At 55.5% G+C, this 16,075-nt stretch carries 17 protein-coding genes; 7 read left to right on the forward strand and 10 right to left on the reverse strand.

All coding sequences use genetic code 11. The features are described from left to right. The first annotated feature begins 36 nt into the window (after positions 1-36). Positions 37-555, forward strand: coding sequence for a superoxide dismutase [Cu-Zn] SodC (gene sodC, locus DBY73_RS01915; RefSeq protein ID WP_112009526.1), 519 nt, complete (start codon positions 37-39; stop codon positions 553-555). Here the strand turns inward: sodC and DBY73_RS01920 are convergent. From DBY73_RS01920 to DBY73_RS01930, 3 genes are read right to left on the reverse strand one after another with little or no spacing between them, the layout of a single operon-like run. Beyond that, positions 534-2,567 (reverse strand): FUSC family protein, encoded by a 2,034-nt coding sequence (locus DBY73_RS01920; RefSeq protein WP_112009527.1) that lies wholly within the window; start codon positions 2,565-2,567, stop codon positions 534-536. The genes sodC and DBY73_RS01920 overlap by 22 nt on opposite strands. Further along, positions 2,567-3,427 carry an HlyD family secretion protein gene (locus tag DBY73_RS01925; protein ID WP_112009528.1) on the reverse strand — a complete coding sequence of 287 codons (861 nt, stop codon included), beginning with the start codon at positions 3,425-3,427 and terminating at the stop codon, positions 2,567-2,569. The genes DBY73_RS01920 and DBY73_RS01925 overlap by 1 nt, the downstream gene beginning before the upstream one ends. 2 nt (positions 3,428-3,429) lie before the next feature. Then, a complete protein-coding gene (locus DBY73_RS01930) occupies positions 3,430-3,666 on the reverse strand; it encodes a DUF1656 domain-containing protein (RefSeq protein WP_112009529.1) in 237 nt (78 codons plus the stop codon). 178 nt (positions 3,667-3,844) lie between these two features. Here DBY73_RS01930 and slyA point away from each other — a divergent pair, with 178 nt between their 5' ends. After that, on the forward strand, positions 3,845-4,285 hold the full coding sequence (slyA, locus tag DBY73_RS01935) for a transcriptional regulator SlyA (protein ID WP_112009530.1): 441 nt from the start codon (positions 3,845-3,847) through the stop codon (positions 4,283-4,285). 38 nt (positions 4,286-4,323) lie between these two features. On the opposite strand, the gene DBY73_RS01940 is transcribed toward slyA, so the two are convergent. Together DBY73_RS01940 and slyB are read right to left on the reverse strand one after the other, a co-directional pair. Then, positions 4,324-5,685 carry a GGDEF domain-containing protein gene (locus DBY73_RS01940; protein ID WP_112009531.1) on the reverse strand — a complete coding sequence of 454 codons (1,362 nt, stop codon included), beginning with the start codon at positions 5,683-5,685 and terminating at the stop codon, positions 4,324-4,326. Positions 5,686-5,904: 219 nt separating this feature from the next. Further along, positions 5,905-6,372: an outer membrane lipoprotein SlyB gene (slyB, locus tag DBY73_RS01945; RefSeq protein WP_112009532.1), complete on the reverse strand. Its 468-nt coding sequence runs from the start codon at positions 6,370-6,372 to the stop codon at positions 5,905-5,907. A 255-nt stretch (positions 6,373-6,627) separates the two neighbouring features. Here slyB and anmK point away from each other — a divergent pair, with 255 nt between their 5' ends. The 5 genes from anmK (at position 6,628) to pdxY (ending at position 11,211) form a co-directional block, all read left to right on the forward strand. Then, complete coding sequence (gene anmK / locus DBY73_RS01950; RefSeq protein ID WP_112009533.1) at positions 6,628-7,752, forward strand: anhydro-N-acetylmuramic acid kinase; 1,125 nt, start codon at positions 6,628-6,630, stop codon at positions 7,750-7,752. A gap of 94 nt (positions 7,753-7,846) precedes the next feature. Beyond that, positions 7,847-8,170, forward strand: a complete 324-nt coding sequence (mliC, locus tag DBY73_RS01955; protein WP_112009534.1) for a C-type lysozyme inhibitor — start codon at positions 7,847-7,849, stop codon at positions 8,168-8,170. A gap of 57 nt (positions 8,171-8,227) precedes the next feature. Next, positions 8,228-8,884: a pyridoxamine 5'-phosphate oxidase gene (gene pdxH, locus DBY73_RS01960; protein WP_112009614.1), complete on the forward strand. Its 657-nt coding sequence runs from the start codon at positions 8,228-8,230 to the stop codon at positions 8,882-8,884. A 125-nt stretch (positions 8,885-9,009) separates the two neighbouring features. Continuing rightward, positions 9,010-10,284: a tyrosine--tRNA ligase gene (gene tyrS, locus DBY73_RS01965; protein ID WP_112009535.1), complete on the forward strand. Its 1,275-nt coding sequence runs from the start codon at positions 9,010-9,012 to the stop codon at positions 10,282-10,284. A gap of 66 nt (positions 10,285-10,350) precedes the next feature. Further along, complete coding sequence (pdxY, locus tag DBY73_RS01970) at positions 10,351-11,211, forward strand: pyridoxal kinase PdxY (protein WP_112009536.1); 861 nt, start codon at positions 10,351-10,353, stop codon at positions 11,209-11,211. A gap of 87 nt (positions 11,212-11,298) precedes the next feature. Here the strand turns inward: pdxY and gstA are convergent, their stop codons facing one another. The 5 genes from gstA to rsxG all read right to left on the reverse strand — a co-directional run bounded on the left by gstA (position 11,299) and on the right by rsxG (position 16,075). After that, positions 11,299-11,904, reverse strand: a complete 606-nt coding sequence (gene gstA / locus DBY73_RS01975; protein WP_112009537.1) for a glutathione transferase GstA — start codon at positions 11,902-11,904, stop codon at positions 11,299-11,301. Positions 11,905-12,009: 105 nt separating this feature from the next. Beyond that, the gene (dtpA, locus tag DBY73_RS01980) at positions 12,010-13,518 is read right to left on the reverse strand and encodes a dipeptide/tripeptide permease DtpA (protein WP_112009538.1); all 1,509 of its coding nucleotides are present in this window, start codon (positions 13,516-13,518) and stop codon (positions 12,010-12,012) included. Positions 13,519-14,133: 615 nt separating this feature from the next. Further along, positions 14,134-14,769: an endonuclease III gene (gene nth / locus DBY73_RS01985; RefSeq protein WP_112009539.1), complete on the reverse strand. Its 636-nt coding sequence runs from the start codon at positions 14,767-14,769 to the stop codon at positions 14,134-14,136. Further along, positions 14,766-15,452, reverse strand: a complete 687-nt coding sequence (locus DBY73_RS01990) for an electron transport complex subunit E (RefSeq protein WP_112009540.1) — start codon at positions 15,450-15,452, stop codon at positions 14,766-14,768. The genes nth and DBY73_RS01990 overlap by 4 nt, the downstream gene beginning before the upstream one ends. A gap of 2 nt (positions 15,453-15,454) precedes the next feature. Then, complete coding sequence (gene rsxG / locus DBY73_RS01995) at positions 15,455-16,075, reverse strand: electron transport complex subunit RsxG (RefSeq protein ID WP_112009541.1); 621 nt, start codon at positions 16,073-16,075, stop codon at positions 15,455-15,457.

Genomic DNA, 16,075 nt, shown 5'->3' on the forward strand with positions numbered 1-16,075 from the left:
ACACTTAAGAGGCTAAAAAATAACCCGGGAGGTCACATGAAGCGTTTTGTTCTGTCTGTAGTTGCATTGGCTTTTTGCGCAGGGGCGCAGGCGGCCAGTGATGAAGTAGAAATGAATCTCGTCACGTCTCAGGGAATCGGCCAGTCTATCGGGACGGTAACCATCACCGAAACCGATAAAGGGCTGGAATTTTCGCCCAATCTCAAAGCACGTCCTCCCGGCGAGCATGGCTTTCACGTTCACGCCAAAGGCAGCTGTCAGCCCGCAATGAAGGAGGGCAAAGCCTCTGCGGCGGAAGCGGCGGGCGGCCACCTCGATCCGCAAAAATCGGGCAAGCATGAAGGGCCGGAAGGCATGGGGCATCTTGGCGATCTGCCCGTACTGGTGGTCAATAACGACGGCAAGGCCACGGATGCGGTTGTTGCTCCGCGGCTGAAAAAGCTGGATGAGGTTAAAGGCAAAGCGCTGATGATCCACGTCGGCGGGGACAATATGTCCGACAGCCCTAAACCGCTCGGGGGCGGCGGGGCGCGCTACGCCTGCGGGGTGATCTGATCCCCAATCGTTCCCGGTGGCGGAGCCTGTTCCAGCTGCGACAGCGAGCAGTGCAACCGCCAGACGATTGACGCTAAATCGCGCGCGGCAGGAAGGTGATGGCGCGCGAGGCTATCGCAAATTCGCTGCAGTTCGGCAAGCGTCGCGCTGAGCGGGCGCTGCTGAACGCCGCGCTCGCTCATCACGTCTCTCAGCAATGCAATACAGATATCACGCACCTGCGAAAGCGGGTCTGAGCGCGTTTCCCAGGCGCGCAGCTGCCACACCACGTGCGAGCAGTTAAGCAGCACTACGCCCCAGCGCAGCAGCCAGCGGCGGGACAGGGAGTCCTGACTGGTGTTGAGCTGGCTTACGTGATGATAAACCAGCGACTCATACTCGTTTTCGCTCAGGTGGGGCTTACGGCTGAGCTGATCGACAAAGCCCCGGCGCAGCTCGCGAATATGGCGTCGGCTCTTGCGGGCGTCCGAGCCCGGGCGCAGGACCGCAAACGCCAGCCACGCCAGCCCGACGCCGAGGATCTTCGCCAGGTTGTCGTTGAGGAAATCAGCGTAATCATAAATCGGCGGGTTGGTGACGGAGATGAACGAGCCCATAAAGACGATCAGCTGCCCCCAAAGCCCCGCCAGCTTTGGCATTTGCAGCTTCAGCAGCTGCATGGTGGTTAACAGCGGGAAGAGAAACAGCAGGAATTGCCACAGGTCGCTAATCTGTACCATCAGTCCGAATTTCACCACGAAGCTGAACAGCGAGAGCAGCACCAGCGTGCGCAGCAGCAGCGTCAGGGAGTTGAACGGCGACGCGGCGACGGAGTAGAGCACGCAGCTGATGGCCGCCAGGGTCAGCGCGGCGCTTCCGGCGTCCCACTGGGTGGTAATCGCCCACGCGCCCACGAGCGTGAGCGCGCAAAAGGTGCGAAAGCCGCTCCACAACGCCTCCATGTAGTCCGTGTGCCTCGTTAGCGCAGGGCTGGCGGGTACCGCAAATTCCGTTATCGGCGTGGCGTTCTCAACGGCCTTTATCCAGCGGCTGCTGCGCAAATAGAGGCGGCAAAAATAGTTCAGGCGCTGCCAGAAAGCGCGATGGCGGTAGTCGTATTCGTCCGTAGGGGCGAGCGGGGCGATAATGCGCGCCACGGTGTAGATGTCCGCGTCGGGGCGCGCGAGCGCGGCCAGGAGCGCATCGATCGCCTCTCGGGTTTGCGCCGGAGGCGTTGGCCAACTGAGCAGCATGCGCCGCAGGCTGGAGATGGCGCTGGTCATGCGCAGCTGCTGGTGAAGCAGATAGTTAAGCAGCCGGTTCTGGCGACGGAAGCGGTAATGACTCCAGAAGGCCTGGATGCGCAGAAGGTTCATGGTCAGGATCTGGGCGATGACTTTCTCATGCGCAATGCGGATGTCGTCATTGGTATCCGGCTGCCAGAGAAGGCTGGCGTGCTCAAGCAGGCGGGTATGCATCGTTTTGAGGGCCGTGATGAGCGCCGTGCCATCGGACGTGCTGGGCAGTACCATCATCATCACGCCGCCGCTCAGGATACCGACGATCACCTCACAAACGCGGGCCTGCGCAATGTCCCACAGTTCCGTCGTGTCCAGCACGTTGACCACCGGAAAGGCGATGATCGCGGCGGTGTAGCCCGCCAGCTGAAAGGCGTAGGCGACGTTATTGGTAAAATGGGCGCAGGCCCAGGTGCAGAACCCCAGCCAGGCCGCCATGCTCAATAAGAATAGCCACGGATCGTTGAGGGTATGTCCCGCAATAATCAGCGCCGCCGTAGCTCCCAGCAGGCTACCGGCGACGCGCCCCAGGCTTTTACTGATCACGCCGCCGACGGTGGGGAAGCTCACGACCGCCGCAGAGGTCATTGCCCAGTAGGGCTGATCCAGGTTGAGGTAGTAGGCGACGGTCAGCGCAAGGCACATCGCAATGCCGTTACGCAGCGCATAGCGCCACTGGGGGCGCGTCGCTTTAAGCCACGGCGTATTGCGCCAGGAAAAGGCCTGTAGGTTCATCAAGGCGTACCGATGGAAACGGTACAGGTTGTCCCGGAGACCAGCGTAATGGCCTCCGGCAGCTTATCAAATTCGACCCGCACCGGGATGCGCTGCGCCAGACGCACCCACGGCACGTTCGGTTTGATGTCGGGGACGAGGCCTGAATCCGTTTCAACGCTCTGGTCGTAAATGGCGCGACCAATACTGGAAACGTGACCCTGTAACGTTTGCGAGCCGCTATAGAGCGTAATGGTGGCAGGGGCGCCTTGCTGAATGTGGCGCAGCTTGGTCTCTTCGAAATAGCCCACCACGTGGAAAGAGTGGCTGTCCACCAGCGCGAAGACCGGCTGCCCCGTGGTCGCATAGTTGCCCACGCGCGTTGAAAGGTTTGTTACCCAGCCGTCAACCGGGGCCTTCACCACCGTTTGCGTCAGCTGCCACTCGGCCTGCTTGAGCGTGGCTTCTGCCACGTTGACGCTGGCCTGCATCGCCTTCACGTTAATGTTTGCGGTGTCTAAATCTTCTGCGGAAATGTAGTTTTGCGATAAATGACGGCGGCGGTTGGCCTCGTTATTGGCTTTCGCCAGATCGGACTGGGCCTTAGCGAGCTGGGCCTGCGCGTTGAGAACCGCGATATGGAAAGGCGTTTCGTCGATACGAAACAGGACATCCCCCTGCTTAACAAACTGGTTATCCTTCACCAGAAGCGAGGTGATACTGCCTGATACCTGAGGCGTTATGCTGACCTGCTCCGCGCGGATTTTGCCGTCGCGCGTCCAGGGAGACTGCATATAATAATTCCACAGCCACCAGCCCGCGATCAGCGCCAGAGCAAGTACCATCAGGGTGGAAAAATATTTCAACGTTTTCATAGACATATTCACCAGACAATCAATACGGCAAGGCCCAGACACACGGACAGCGCAAACAGGGAGAGATCCATCAGCATGGGATGCCAGATATCGCCGGAATACATCCAGTCGCGCAATACGCGATGCGCAACGAGCCAGATCAAAAAGCCCAGCAGAACGGCCTTAAACAGCGGGGGAAAATAGACTGAAGCACCGACGATCAGGTCCTGAAGGGGAAGCCCCGTCGAGCTGTAAGAAAACGTCACGAGCAGTGATCCTTTGCTATGGGTAGAATGTTTTTTCTTAACACACCGAGGCGTCAGCTTTCAGTGTAAGTCATACTTTGTGCGTCGACGAATGCAGTATTGCATTTGTTTTGGCAATACAAATGCTGCACACTATTCTAAAATCAGTATAATAACTTAGCAAGCTAATTATAAGGAGATGAAATTGGAATCGCCATTAGGTTCTGATCTGGCAAGGTTGGTACGCATCTGGCGTGCTCTGATTGACCATCGCCTGAAACCTCTGGAACTCACGCAGACGCATTGGGTCACGCTGCACAACATTCACCAGCTGCCGCCCGAGCAGTCGCAGATTCAGCTGGCAAAAGCGATAGGCATCGAGCAGCCTTCGCTGGTGCGTACGCTCGACCAGCTTGAGGAGAAAGGGCTCATCTCCCGGCAAACCTGCGCCAGCGATCGTCGCGCCAAGCGGATTAAGCTTACGGAAAAAGCGGAACCGATCATCACCGAAATGGAAACGGTGATCAGCAAGACGCGAGGGGAGATCCTTGCGGGAATTTCTCCTGCTGAACTTGAGATGCTCATCGGGCTTATCGCGCGTCTTGAGCAAAATATTCACGAACTGCAGGCTCGTGACTAGCAGTATTGAAAAAGGCCTTGCACCCGCAAGGCCTTTTGTTAGTGAAAGACCACGACCCGGTTTCGCCCCGTTTCTTTGGCCTCATACATTGCTTTGTCCGCACACTCCACGCACCCTTCAGGTGACATCGCGCCTGACTCTGCGGTGAACACCCCCATACTGATGGTGATCGTCTCCGGCAGTTGACCGCCGCTGCTGGCCTTGTCAAAGCTGCTCAGATGCAGGCGGATACGCTCAGCCACCTGCCTCGCCGCGTCGGACGGCGTGTTAGCCAGCATCAGTACAAACTCCTCGCCGCCGATGCGCGCAGCAATGTCATGCGGGCGCACGGAGTCCATTAACAGATTGGCGACAAACATTAATACCTTGTCGCCCTGCAAATGTCCGTAGCAATCGTTAATGCGCTTGAAACGATCCAGGTCGCTCACAATTACGGAGACAGGATGGTTAGCGTTTGCCTTCGTCAGCGCCTGGGTTAACGATTCATAAAAATAGCTGCGGTTATAGAGCCGCGTGAGCGGATCGCGAATAGAGTTCTGGTATGACTGTTGATATTTTAACGTAGATGCGCGATAGAGATTGAATACATCATAGAGCAGCACAAAAATAATCAATAACGTTGCCACGGTTTCAAATAAACGGGCGCGATACCAGGAAAAATCTTCTGCGTGCCCGCCAAATAACAGCATGGTCAACGTCACGATATAACAGACGCATAAAAAATTACCGGCGTGCCAGAACAGATCGCGCACGCGCGTAATAATCATCAGGGCTAACAGGGTGCCCGTCCAGAGGATAATTAATATGATATTAATGACCTGACTCCAGAGCGTCATAAACTGCAGCGTTTCATTGTCGATCAGGTCAACCCTGAATAAGGGAGATTTGCTGGAGTACAGCCAGGCCAGCGTCACTATGCTGGCGGTAAACAGTACCACGCCCGAGACAACGGCGACATGGAACATCTTTGAGAGCGGACGATGGCGCAGCGTGTAGAGTACGGATGACGCCGTGAACAGGACGGACATCAGTAGGTGGCGGAACGAGAAAAAAACCATTGCGTCGTTGTAGTTAATCGCGTCACGCTTGTAGTAATGCAGCCAGGCCGGGAAGCTGGAAAGTGTTCCCACCATCAGCAATGCCGAACCGACGAATGCAAATGCAATGGCGATCAGATAAAGACGTCTTCTGTCGCATCCGTATCTCATTACCATAAAACAGGCAATAAACAGATGAAATACCAGTAAAAAAATCGTCAGCGTTGGGAAAAGTAATGGTGAAAATGAAGGTACCCACTCGGCGAGTTTTAAATACAAGGCGTTCAAAATACCAATAACCAGTATGCAGCCCATGCAGAAGCAAACATAGCGGTTCTTAATATAGCGATTAATCAATATCATAGGTGTTTTGTAACAAAATAAATTTAATTCATCATTTTTGACATTGTGCGAAGTTTACCAATTTAAAAACGGGATGTTTTGCGCAGAAACAATATATAGGGCTTATGCCGGAAGTATTATGGGCTTAGATATAAATGGCGTGAATGTATTTGGTGGGGTTATATATTTGAATGATGAATACAATAAAAGGTGTAGCCAAAAGGCTACACCTTTTAAACATTAACGCGGAGAAACGGTAACCTGGCTACCGTTGCTGGCAAGCACGACGCGCTGACCGGCGGAGAAGCGGGTGTTGCCCTGTTTCTGCACAACCATAATGGTGCTGCCGTCGTCCTTACGGATTTCCAGCTCTACGCCCTGAGTTTTGTTCATTGCACCCTGAACGCCCTGACCGGCTACGCCACCAGCAACCGCGCCAGCCGCGGTAGCCAGCGAACGGCCCGTGCCGCCCCCGATAGTGTTCCCCAGGAAGCCACCCAGCACTGCACCGCCAATAGCGCCAACGACGTTGCTATCATCACCACCCTGGATTTGAACAGGACGTGCATTAACAATCGTACCGTAAGTAACGTTCTGAACCTGTTTAGCTTCAGACGCGCTGTATACGTCGCCAGAAAGAGAGCTGTCATTAACGCAGCCCGCCAGTGTTAAACCAATCAGTGAAACGCCCAGTACACGTAAAATCATTTGAATCTCCTGTTCACCAAAAACGCCCGCGTCGGGCATCCGTCATGGCTAAATTATATGGCATAAAAAGCCATCATTCCCATCTTTGCACTACCAATAGGAAAATTGTACTTGAATTTCACTTAACGGCGCATCAACAAATGCGCCTCTGTGGTACATCCCTGAGATTGTTAAAAATTATTATTGGCGCATAGCAAAGCACCGCTGTTTATGGTGGAGTGTCTATCCTTAGCCCACATAACGTAAGGAAAGCGCATGAAATCGGGTCGCTATATCGGTGTGATGTCAGGCACCAGCCTTGATGGCGTTGATGTTGTTCTGGCCGCAATTGATGAAACCATGGTGGCACAGCAGGCGAGCCTGACCTGGCCGATCCCCGTCTCGCTGAAAGAAGATATTTTGAATATCTGTCAGGGGCAGCAGTTAACGCTTTCGCAGCTTGGGCAGCTGGACGTGCGGTTGGGCGCATTGTTCGCCGATGCGGTACAGGCGCTGATGGACCGGGAAAAGCTGAAGCCGCAGGATATCGTGGCGATTGGATGCCACGGTCAAACGGTCTGGCATGAGCCGACCGGTGAAGCCCCGCATACGATGCAAATTGGCGATAATAATCAGATTGTGGCGAAGACGGGCGTGACGGTGGTAGGCGATTTTCGTCGTCGCGACATTGCGCTTGGCGGGCAGGGCGCGCCGCTGGTGCCCGCGTTTCATCAGGCGCTGCTGGCACACCCGACGGAGCGTCGCATGGTGCTTAATATCGGCGGGATTGCGAACCTGTCCATGCTCATCCCAGGACAGCCGGTGCGCGGCTACGATACCGGGCCGGGCAATATGCTGATGGACGCCTGGATCTGGCGTCAGTGCGGTAAGCCCTACGATAAGGATGCACGCTGGGCCAGCGAAGGAAAAGTCATTCTGCCGCTGCTTCAGTCCATGCTGAGCGATCCTTATTTCGCGGAGCCCGCACCGAAAAGCACCGGGCGCGAGTACTTCAACTACGCCTGGCTTGAGCGCCAGCTGCAGCCGTTCCCGGCCCTGGCGGCACGGGACGTTCAGGCTACTTTGGCGGAGTTAACGGCCGTGTCCATTTCAGAGCAGGTGCTGCTGAGCGGCGGGTGCGAGCGTCTGCTGGTCTGCGGCGGGGGTAGTCGAAACCCGCTGGTGATGGCGCGTCTGGCAGCGCTGTTGCCGGGGACTGAAGTCACCATCACGGATGAAGCCGGGATCAGCGGTGACGATATGGAAGCGTTGGCCTTTGCCTGGCTCGCCTGGCGGACCGTTGCGGGATTACCGGGCAATTTGCCCTCGGTGACCGGCGCGCGTGAGGCAAGCGTTCTTGGAGCAATATTCCCGGCGAACCCGCGACATAATCAGAGTTAACTGACATTCAGCCTAATGCGAAGTCGTTACTATGGAAGAGAAACGGGAGGGCAGCCATGTCCTCCAGGACCAGGAAAGTCTTTGGAACACGCCCATGAAAAAATATCTTCTTATCGCACTCCCTTTATTGCTGTCCGGGTGCAGCGCCTACAATCAGCTCGTTGAGCGCATGCAGACCGATACGCTGGAGTATCGCTGCGATGAAAAACCGTTGACCGTTAAGATCAATAACCCGCGCCAGGAAGCAAGCTTCGTATACGACAATAAATTGCTCACCCTGAAGCAGGGCATGTCGGCCTCCGGCGCGCGCTACACGGACGGGATCTACGTCTTTTGGTCAAAAGGTGACGAAGCCACGGTGTATAAACGCGACAACATCGTGCTGAACAATTGCCATCTCGAAAATCCGAAGCGTTGAGATTTTCACAGGGGCGGCGCACAATAGCGCCACCCAATGTCTATTTCAGCTAACGCCATGTCAGATAACGACGAACTGCAGCAAATTGCGCACCTGCGCCGTGAATACACCAAGGGCGGTCTGCGCCGCCAGGATCTTCCCGCCGAACCGCTGGTGCTTTTTGAACGCTGGCTGAAACAGGCCTGCGAAGCGAAGCTTGCCGATCCTACGGCGATGGTTGTCGCGACGGTTGATGAAAACGGCCAGCCCTATCAGCGCATCGTGCTGCTCAAGCATTATGATGAAAAAGGGCTGGTGTTCTACACCAACCTCGGCAGCCGCAAGGCCCACCACCTGGAAAATAACCCGCGCATTAGCCTGCTTTTTCCGTGGCATATGCTGGAACGCCAGGTGATGGTGACAGGCAAGGCAGAACGGCTCTCCACGCTGGAAGTGGTTAAATATTTCCACAGCCGTCCGCGCGACAGCCAGATTGGCGCCTGGGTTTCAAAACAGTCCAGCCGAATTTCCGCTCGCGGCGTGCTCGAAAGTAAATTCCTCGAGCTCAAGCAGAAGTTCCAACAGGGAGAGGTGCCGCTGCCGAGCTTCTGGGGCGGATTCCGCATCCCCATTGAGCAGATGGAGTTCTGGCAGGGAGGCGAGCATCGCCTTCATGACCGCTTTTTATACCAGCGCGAGGACGGCGGCTGGAAAATCGACAGACTGGCACCCTAATCCCCGAAATTTGTTGTGTTAAGCGCTAGCGCTACGTGCGCCAGCGCTTTATTCTATGTTCCTTTCGCACCAGGCGAAAAGTCGTGTACCGGCAAAGGTGCAGTCGTTTATACATGGAGAATTTGATGGCAAGCAGTAACTTGATTAAACAATTGCAAGAGCGGGGCCTCGTGGCCCAGGTGACGGACGAAGAAGCGTTAGCAGAGCGACTGGCGCAAGGCCCGATCGCGCTCTATTGCGGCTTCGATCCCACCGCTGACAGCTTGCACTTGGGGCATCTTGTTCCATTGTTGTGCCTGAAACGCTTCCAGCAGGCGGGCCATAAGCCTGTCGCACTGGTCGGCGGCGCTACCGGTCTGATTGGTGACCCAAGCTTCAAAGCCGCCGAGCGTAAACTGAACACCGAAGACACCGTGCAGGAGTGGGTGGATAAGATCCGCAAACAGGTTGCGCCTTTCCTCGACTTCAACTGCGGCGATAACGCTGCCATTGCCGCGAACAACTACGACTGGTTTGGCGGCATGAACGTGCTGACCTTCCTGCGCGACATCGGCAAGCACTTCTCCGTTAACCAGATGATTAACAAAGAAGCCGTGAAGCAGCGCCTGAACCGCGACGACCAGGGGATCTCCTTTACCGAGTTCTCCTATAACCTGCTGCAGGGCTATGACTTTGCCTGCCTGAACAAGCTGCACGGCGTTTCCCTGCAGATTGGCGGTTCTGACCAGTGGGGCAACATCACCTCCGGTATCGATCTGACCCGTCGCCTGCACCAGAACCAGGTCTTTGGCCTGACCGTTCCGCTGATCACCAAAGCGGACGGTACCAAGTTTGGTAAAACTGAAGGCGGCGCGGTTTGGCTCGATCCAAAGAAAACCAGCCCGTACAAATTCTACCAGTTCTGGATCAACACCGCGGACGCCGACGTTTACCGCTTCCTGAAGTTCTTCACCTTCATGGACATTGAAGCCATCAATGCCCTGGAAGAAGAAGACAAAAACAGCGGTAAAGCGCCTCGTGCTCAGTACGTGCTGGCAGACGAAGTGACCAAACTGGTTCACGGCGAAGAAGGCCTGGCGGCAGCAAAGCGCATTACCGCAAGCCTGTTTAACGGCACGCTGAGCGACCTGAGCGAAGAAGATTTCGAGCAGCTGGCGCAGGACGGCGTGCCGATGGTCGAGATGGAAAAAGGTGCCGACCTGATGCAGGCGCTGGTGGACTCCGAACTCCAGCCTTCCCGCGGCCAGGCGCGTAAAACAATCGCTTCGAACGCGATCACCATTAACGGTGAAAAGCAGGCCGACCCGGAATATACCTTCGCTGACAGCGATCGCCTGTATGGCCGCTACACGCTGCTGCGTCGCGGTAAGAAAAACTACTGTCTGGTTTGCTGGAAGTAAGTCAACGTAGCCAGGGGCGTGGGAAACCACGCCCCTTTTGTATTTTCAGGGTGTGGTAAGCAAAAAATGAAGAATATTCTCGCCATCCAGTCCCATGTTGTTTTTGGGCATGCTGGCAATAGCGCAGCGGAATTTCCCATGCGCCGCCTCGGTGCCAACGTCTGGCCCCTCAATACGGTACAGTTCTCTAACCATACGCAATACGGAAAATGGACCGGCTGCGTTATGCCGCCATCTCATCTCACGGAGATTGTGCAGGGCATTGCGGATATCGATCAGCTTAAGCGCTGCGACGCGGTGCTGAGCGGCTACCTCGGCTCGGCGGAGCAGGGCGAACATATCCTGGGCATCGTTCGTCAGGTGAAAGCGGCAAATCCTGCGGCCAAGTTTTTTTGTGACCCGGTGATGGGCCACCCGGAGAAGGGCTGCATCGTGGCGCCCGGCGTGGCGGAGTTCCACGTTCGTCATGCGCTTCCTGCGAGCGATATTATCGCGCCGAACCTGATTGAGCTGGAAATTCTCTGTGAGCACCCGGTCAACAGCGTAGAGGAGGCCGTAAGCGCCTCTCGCGAGCTTATCGCGCAGGGGCCCGAAATTGTGCTGGTCAAGCACCTGGCGCGCGCAGGGCTGAGCCAGGACCGTTTTGAGATGCTGCTGGTGACCAAAAGCGAAGCGTGGCACATTAGCCGCCCGCTGGTTGATTTTGGCACCCGTCAGCCGGTTGGCGTGGGCGATGTCACCAGCGGCCTGCTGCTGGTCAAGCTGCTGCAGGGCGCAACCCTGCGCGACGCGCTTGAGCACGTGACTGCGGCAGTGTATGAAATTATGATTGCAACGAAAGACATGCAGGAATACGAACTGCAGGTGGTGGCGGCGCAGGATCGTATTGCGAAGCCGGAACACTACTTTAGCGCGACGCAGCGTTAACTCCCTCCCCGGCGCTGCGCTTGCACGGGCCTACGAATGGGTAGGCCGGGTAAGCGTCAGCGCCACCCGGCAATACAGGCCGCTCGGTTAGTTCAAACCTTCCGCCTTCAGCGCCGCAGCAACCGCAGGGCGTGCCGCTACGCGATCCATATAAGACGCGATATGGTTTAACCCTTCCAGATTCAGCTTAACCGAACGCGCCCAGCGCAGGACGGTAAACAAATACGCATCGGCGATGGTGAATCGCGCGCCGCAGATCCACTGCTCGTCCTTCAGCGCATCGTCAACGTACTTCAGCTTTTTCTCCAGCAGCGCGCGCACGGTGGGTTTGTACTCCTCCGGCGTGTCCGGGCGGAACAGCGGCGTAAAGCCTTTATGCAGTTCGGTTGCGATAAAGTTCAGCCACTCCAGCGTCTTATAGCGCGCTACGCTGCTGGTGGGCGCCAGCAGCTGGCGGTCAGGCACGGTGTCGGCCAGGTATTGCATAATTGCCACGCCTTCGGTCAGAAGCGTACCGTCGTCCAGCAGCAGGGCGGGCACTTGTCCTTTCGGGTTAATGGCAAAAAAGTCATCGCCGTTTTCCAGGCGTTTTTTCATCAGATCAACGCCATCAAGCGTAAAATCTTTGCCGCTGTCGCGAAGGGTAATATGGGAAGCAAGAGAGCACGCGCCCGGTTTATAGAACAGTTTCATCGGTAACTCCTTTTTGCTGAGGTTCCAGCTATGTTAGTGCGCGTTCGAATAAAAAAAAAGCCGCTAATGCATTAGCGGCTTTCGTTCAGTCGTTTCCCGAAGACATTACGCGGTAGCGGTTTCTTTCGCTTTCACGTCGTTATCGTCGTCCTGAGTCATGCGGTTCAGCTTAGGCGCAGTCAGCAGCATCAGCGCGGCGATAACCGCAGTGGCGATACCAATCTGCATAAATACGGTGCCGTACACGTTCAACGAGACCAGCGGATCGGTCACGTTTTCTGGAACCGCCATCAGGTTTGCAATCTTACCGGCGATGATAGCCGCGCCAGCGGTGGTCAAGAACCAGCTGCCCATGATGAAGCCCATCAGGCGCTGTGGAACCAGCTGCGCAACCATTGCCAGGCCCAGGCCAGAGATCATCAGCTCACCGATGGACTGCAGGGCATAGCTCAGGATCAGCCAGTTAACGGAGACAATACCCGCGTCGGTCGCGAACTTCGCACCCAGCGGCAGCACCAGGAACGCGCCGGAGCACAGCACCATGCCGATGGCGAATTTGTGCGGCATTGGCAGGCGGTCACCCATCTTGTTATAGATGGCGGCCAGAATCGGGCTACCGATCATGATCCAGAACGGGTTCAGCGCCTGATACTGCTCCGGCTCGAACGCGATACCCAGAATTGAGTGCTCAACGTTACGGATAGCGAAGAAGTTCAGCGAGGTTGGCATCTGGCTGTAGAGCACGAAGAAGACAATCGCTTCTACCATCAGGATAAATGCAACAATCATCTTACGGCGAGCGGCACCCTTCATAGCAAAGGCTTCTTTACCAAAGATAATCACGATACCGAGTGCGACAACGCCCAGCACGGCGCGCGCGATGCCCTGGTTGTGCAGCAGCCAGGTTGCGATAGCGACCAGCACCACTACGCCCGCGATCGTTGCCAGCAGTTTGCCCATGTGTACCGGTGCGAAGTCGGGTTTAGAACCGTAGTCTTTCACCCAGCTGCGGCAGAACAGGAAGTTCACCACGGTGATCAGCATGCCCACAAAGCTCAGCGCGAAAGCCACGCTCCAGCCGAACTTCGCCGCCAGCCATGGCGTTGCCAGCATGGAGAAGAAGGAACCGATGTTGATGGACATGTAGTACATGGTGAATGCACCGTCCAGACGCGGATCGTCTTTGCTGTAGCAGGTAGAGAGCAGGGAAGACGGGTTGGCTTTGAACAGGCCGTTACCTACGGCGATAGTCGCCATACCCATATAAACAACCGCAGCATCGTGTCCAGACCATGCAACCAGCCCGTAGCCAATGGCCAGAACAATGGCACCTAACATAATAACGCGTTTAGTACCGAGCACTTTATCGCCCAGCCAGCCGCCGATAGCGACCAGACCGTAGACCAAAGCACTAAAGGAAGAGAACAGCGTGATGGAATCGGCTTCTGACATACCCAGCTGTTTTACCAGGTAAACCGCCATAATCCCTTGCAGGCCGTAGTAACCAAAACGCTCCCATAACTCAATAGAGAAGATGAGATAAAACGCTTTAGGCTGTTTAAAAGCGTTCATGCTCACGCTTTCATCTGTTGGTTTATTGTTTGCAGTAGACACATATACCTCTTTTTTTACATCCCATATTAACGGGGGTGTTCACAGCGTGATGACCGTAGTCCATCCGCCTTATAGTTATATTGGGAGGGGGAAACGGCAGGTAATGTTCACTATCCTGAACGTTCTGGCAATACGTTTGACATACTCTGTTACATATAACCATGGCGCTATAATCCACCCGTCATCTAAATGTTATTCAGCGTTAAATTTCGATGGTGGATTTTTAGCAGTTTTTTTCACTACTAAAGCCCCGGTGAAACCGCTGTATGGCGATATCTTCTGCTCTTTGTCCTTAATGGCAGTGATATAGCCTGTATTCTGAAAAATGACTGGTCTTATCTGCGGTGCAAAATGACTTTGGACCTGTCTGGATAAAGGGTTAACGGGCTTTTGCCAACAAAAAATCAACATGACGTTATCAGAGTGATCTCGATCACATATGTATAGAAATTTTTGGTGATGAAAAAACAATTAACCTGTTTGAGCGTTAAATAGCCGCACGATCGGGCAGTGGGTAGACGAAGCAGGCGTACAGAGTGCGGTGAAAAGGAAGGTTATTAGTTGGCCTTCCTTAAGTAAGGTTTTGATTAGCGGGCAGACGTTTGCAAGCTGCGATCAGTCATAGACCTTTTCTTTGTATTCGCATAGATCTTCTATGATGCAGGAACCGCAGCGCGGCTTGCGCGCAATGCAGGTGTAGCGTCCGTGCAGAATCAGCCAGTGGTGGCAGTCTACCTTAAACTCTGCGGGAACCACTTTAAGCAGCTTCTCTTCAACCTGCTCCACGTTCTTGCCCGGGGCGAAGTTTGTTCGGTTTGAGACGCGGAAAATATGGGTGTCAACCGCAATGGTTGGCCAGCCAAACGCGGTATTAAGCACCACGTTAGCGGTTTTACGCCCCACGCCGGGCAGCGCCTCTAGCGCCGCGCGATCTTCCGGAACTTCTCCACCGTGCTGTTCCAGCAGAATGCGGCAGGTTTTAATAACGTTCTCTGCTTTGCTATTAAACAGGCCGATAGTTTTGATGTACGACTTCACGCCGTCAACGCCCAGTTCGAGCATCGCCTGCGGCGTATTCGCGACGGGGTAGAGCAGCGCCGTTGCCTTGTTAACGCTCACGTCCGTCGCCTGCGCGGAGAGCAGCACCGCGATCAGCAGTTCGAACGGTGAGGTGAAGTTGAGCTCCGTCGTGGGATGGGGATTCTCATCCCGCAGCCGGGACAGGATCGCGACGCGTTTCTCTTTATTCATACAGCCTTCTCGGGTATCCCTTCCTGAACGCTGCGCTCGGCGGCGCGGCGCTTGCGTTTTTCATCAATGAGGTATTTTACCGCCAGCATCATGCCCAGGCCAATAAACGCGCCCGGCGGCAGCATCGCCAGCAGGAACGGCGTGTCGGTGTGGAAAACTTCAATGCGCAGGGATTTCGCCCAGCCGCCCAGCAGCGCATCCGCACCGTCAAACAGCGTGCCGTTGCCCAGAATCTCGCGCATTGAGCCCAGTACAAACATCGCGCCGGTGGCGCCCATTCCGATAGAAAAACCGTCTAGCGCCGACATGGCCGGGCTATTCTTCACCGCAAAGGCCTCGGCGCGACCGACCACGATGCAGTTGGTCACGATGAGGGGGATAAAAATCCCCAGAGACTGATACAGACCGAACGCGTAGGCGTTAATTAGCATCTGCACGATACTCACTACCGAGGCGATGATCATCACGTAAATCGGAATACGGATTTCCGTCGGCGTCCAGCGGCGCAGGGCAGAGATGGACAGGTTGGTCAGGGTCAGCACCAGCGTGGTTGCCAGCCCAAGGCCAAGCGCGTTCGTTGCGGTGGAGGTCACCGCCAGCAGCGGACACATCCCCAGCAGCTGTACCAGGGCGGAGTTGTTTTTCCAGAGCCCCTGAACGATAACCTCTTTAACCTGGCTCATGATTACTCCTCACAGGGGGTAAGATTGTTAATCTGCGCGGGCAGGGTTTCTGCGTACAGCCCGGCGCGCTTAACGGCGTTAACGACCGCGCGCGGCGTGATCGTGGCACCGGTGAACTGGTCGAACTCACCGCCGTCTTTCTTCACCGCAAACGCGGCGTCATTTTCGCCGTGAATTACCTTGCCGGCAAAGTGCAAAATCCAGTCGCTCAGGCGAGGTTCAATTTTGTCCCCGAGGCCTGGCGTTTCGTGATGTTCGGTGACGCGGGTGCCCAGTACGGTACCGGAAAAATCCGTACCGACCAGCAGCTGAATCGCGCCCGAATAGCCGTCCGGCGCCGTTGCTTCCATGACCGCACCGACGGGGGCATCGCCTTTGCGGGCGATAAAGATCCTGTGCGAGCCTTTGCCGAGCTGTGGCGCCTCTACGACAAAGCAGCTTTTCTGCAGGTCATTGTCGTAGAAGTCCGAGGGGATCACCTGATCGAACAGCGCCTTTTGCTGCTTAACCGCCTGCTCGTCGATAGTGGTTTTCGTGAGCTCGTTTACCAGCGCGGTTAATCCCGTCAGGGCTGCGGCGAAAATGGCCAGCGTGACGCCGTGTTTCTGCATTGTTTTTAGCAT

This window comes from Enterobacter sp. RIT418, assembly GCF_003057745.1.
Lineage (GTDB): Bacteria > Pseudomonadota > Gammaproteobacteria > Enterobacterales > Enterobacteriaceae > Enterobacter.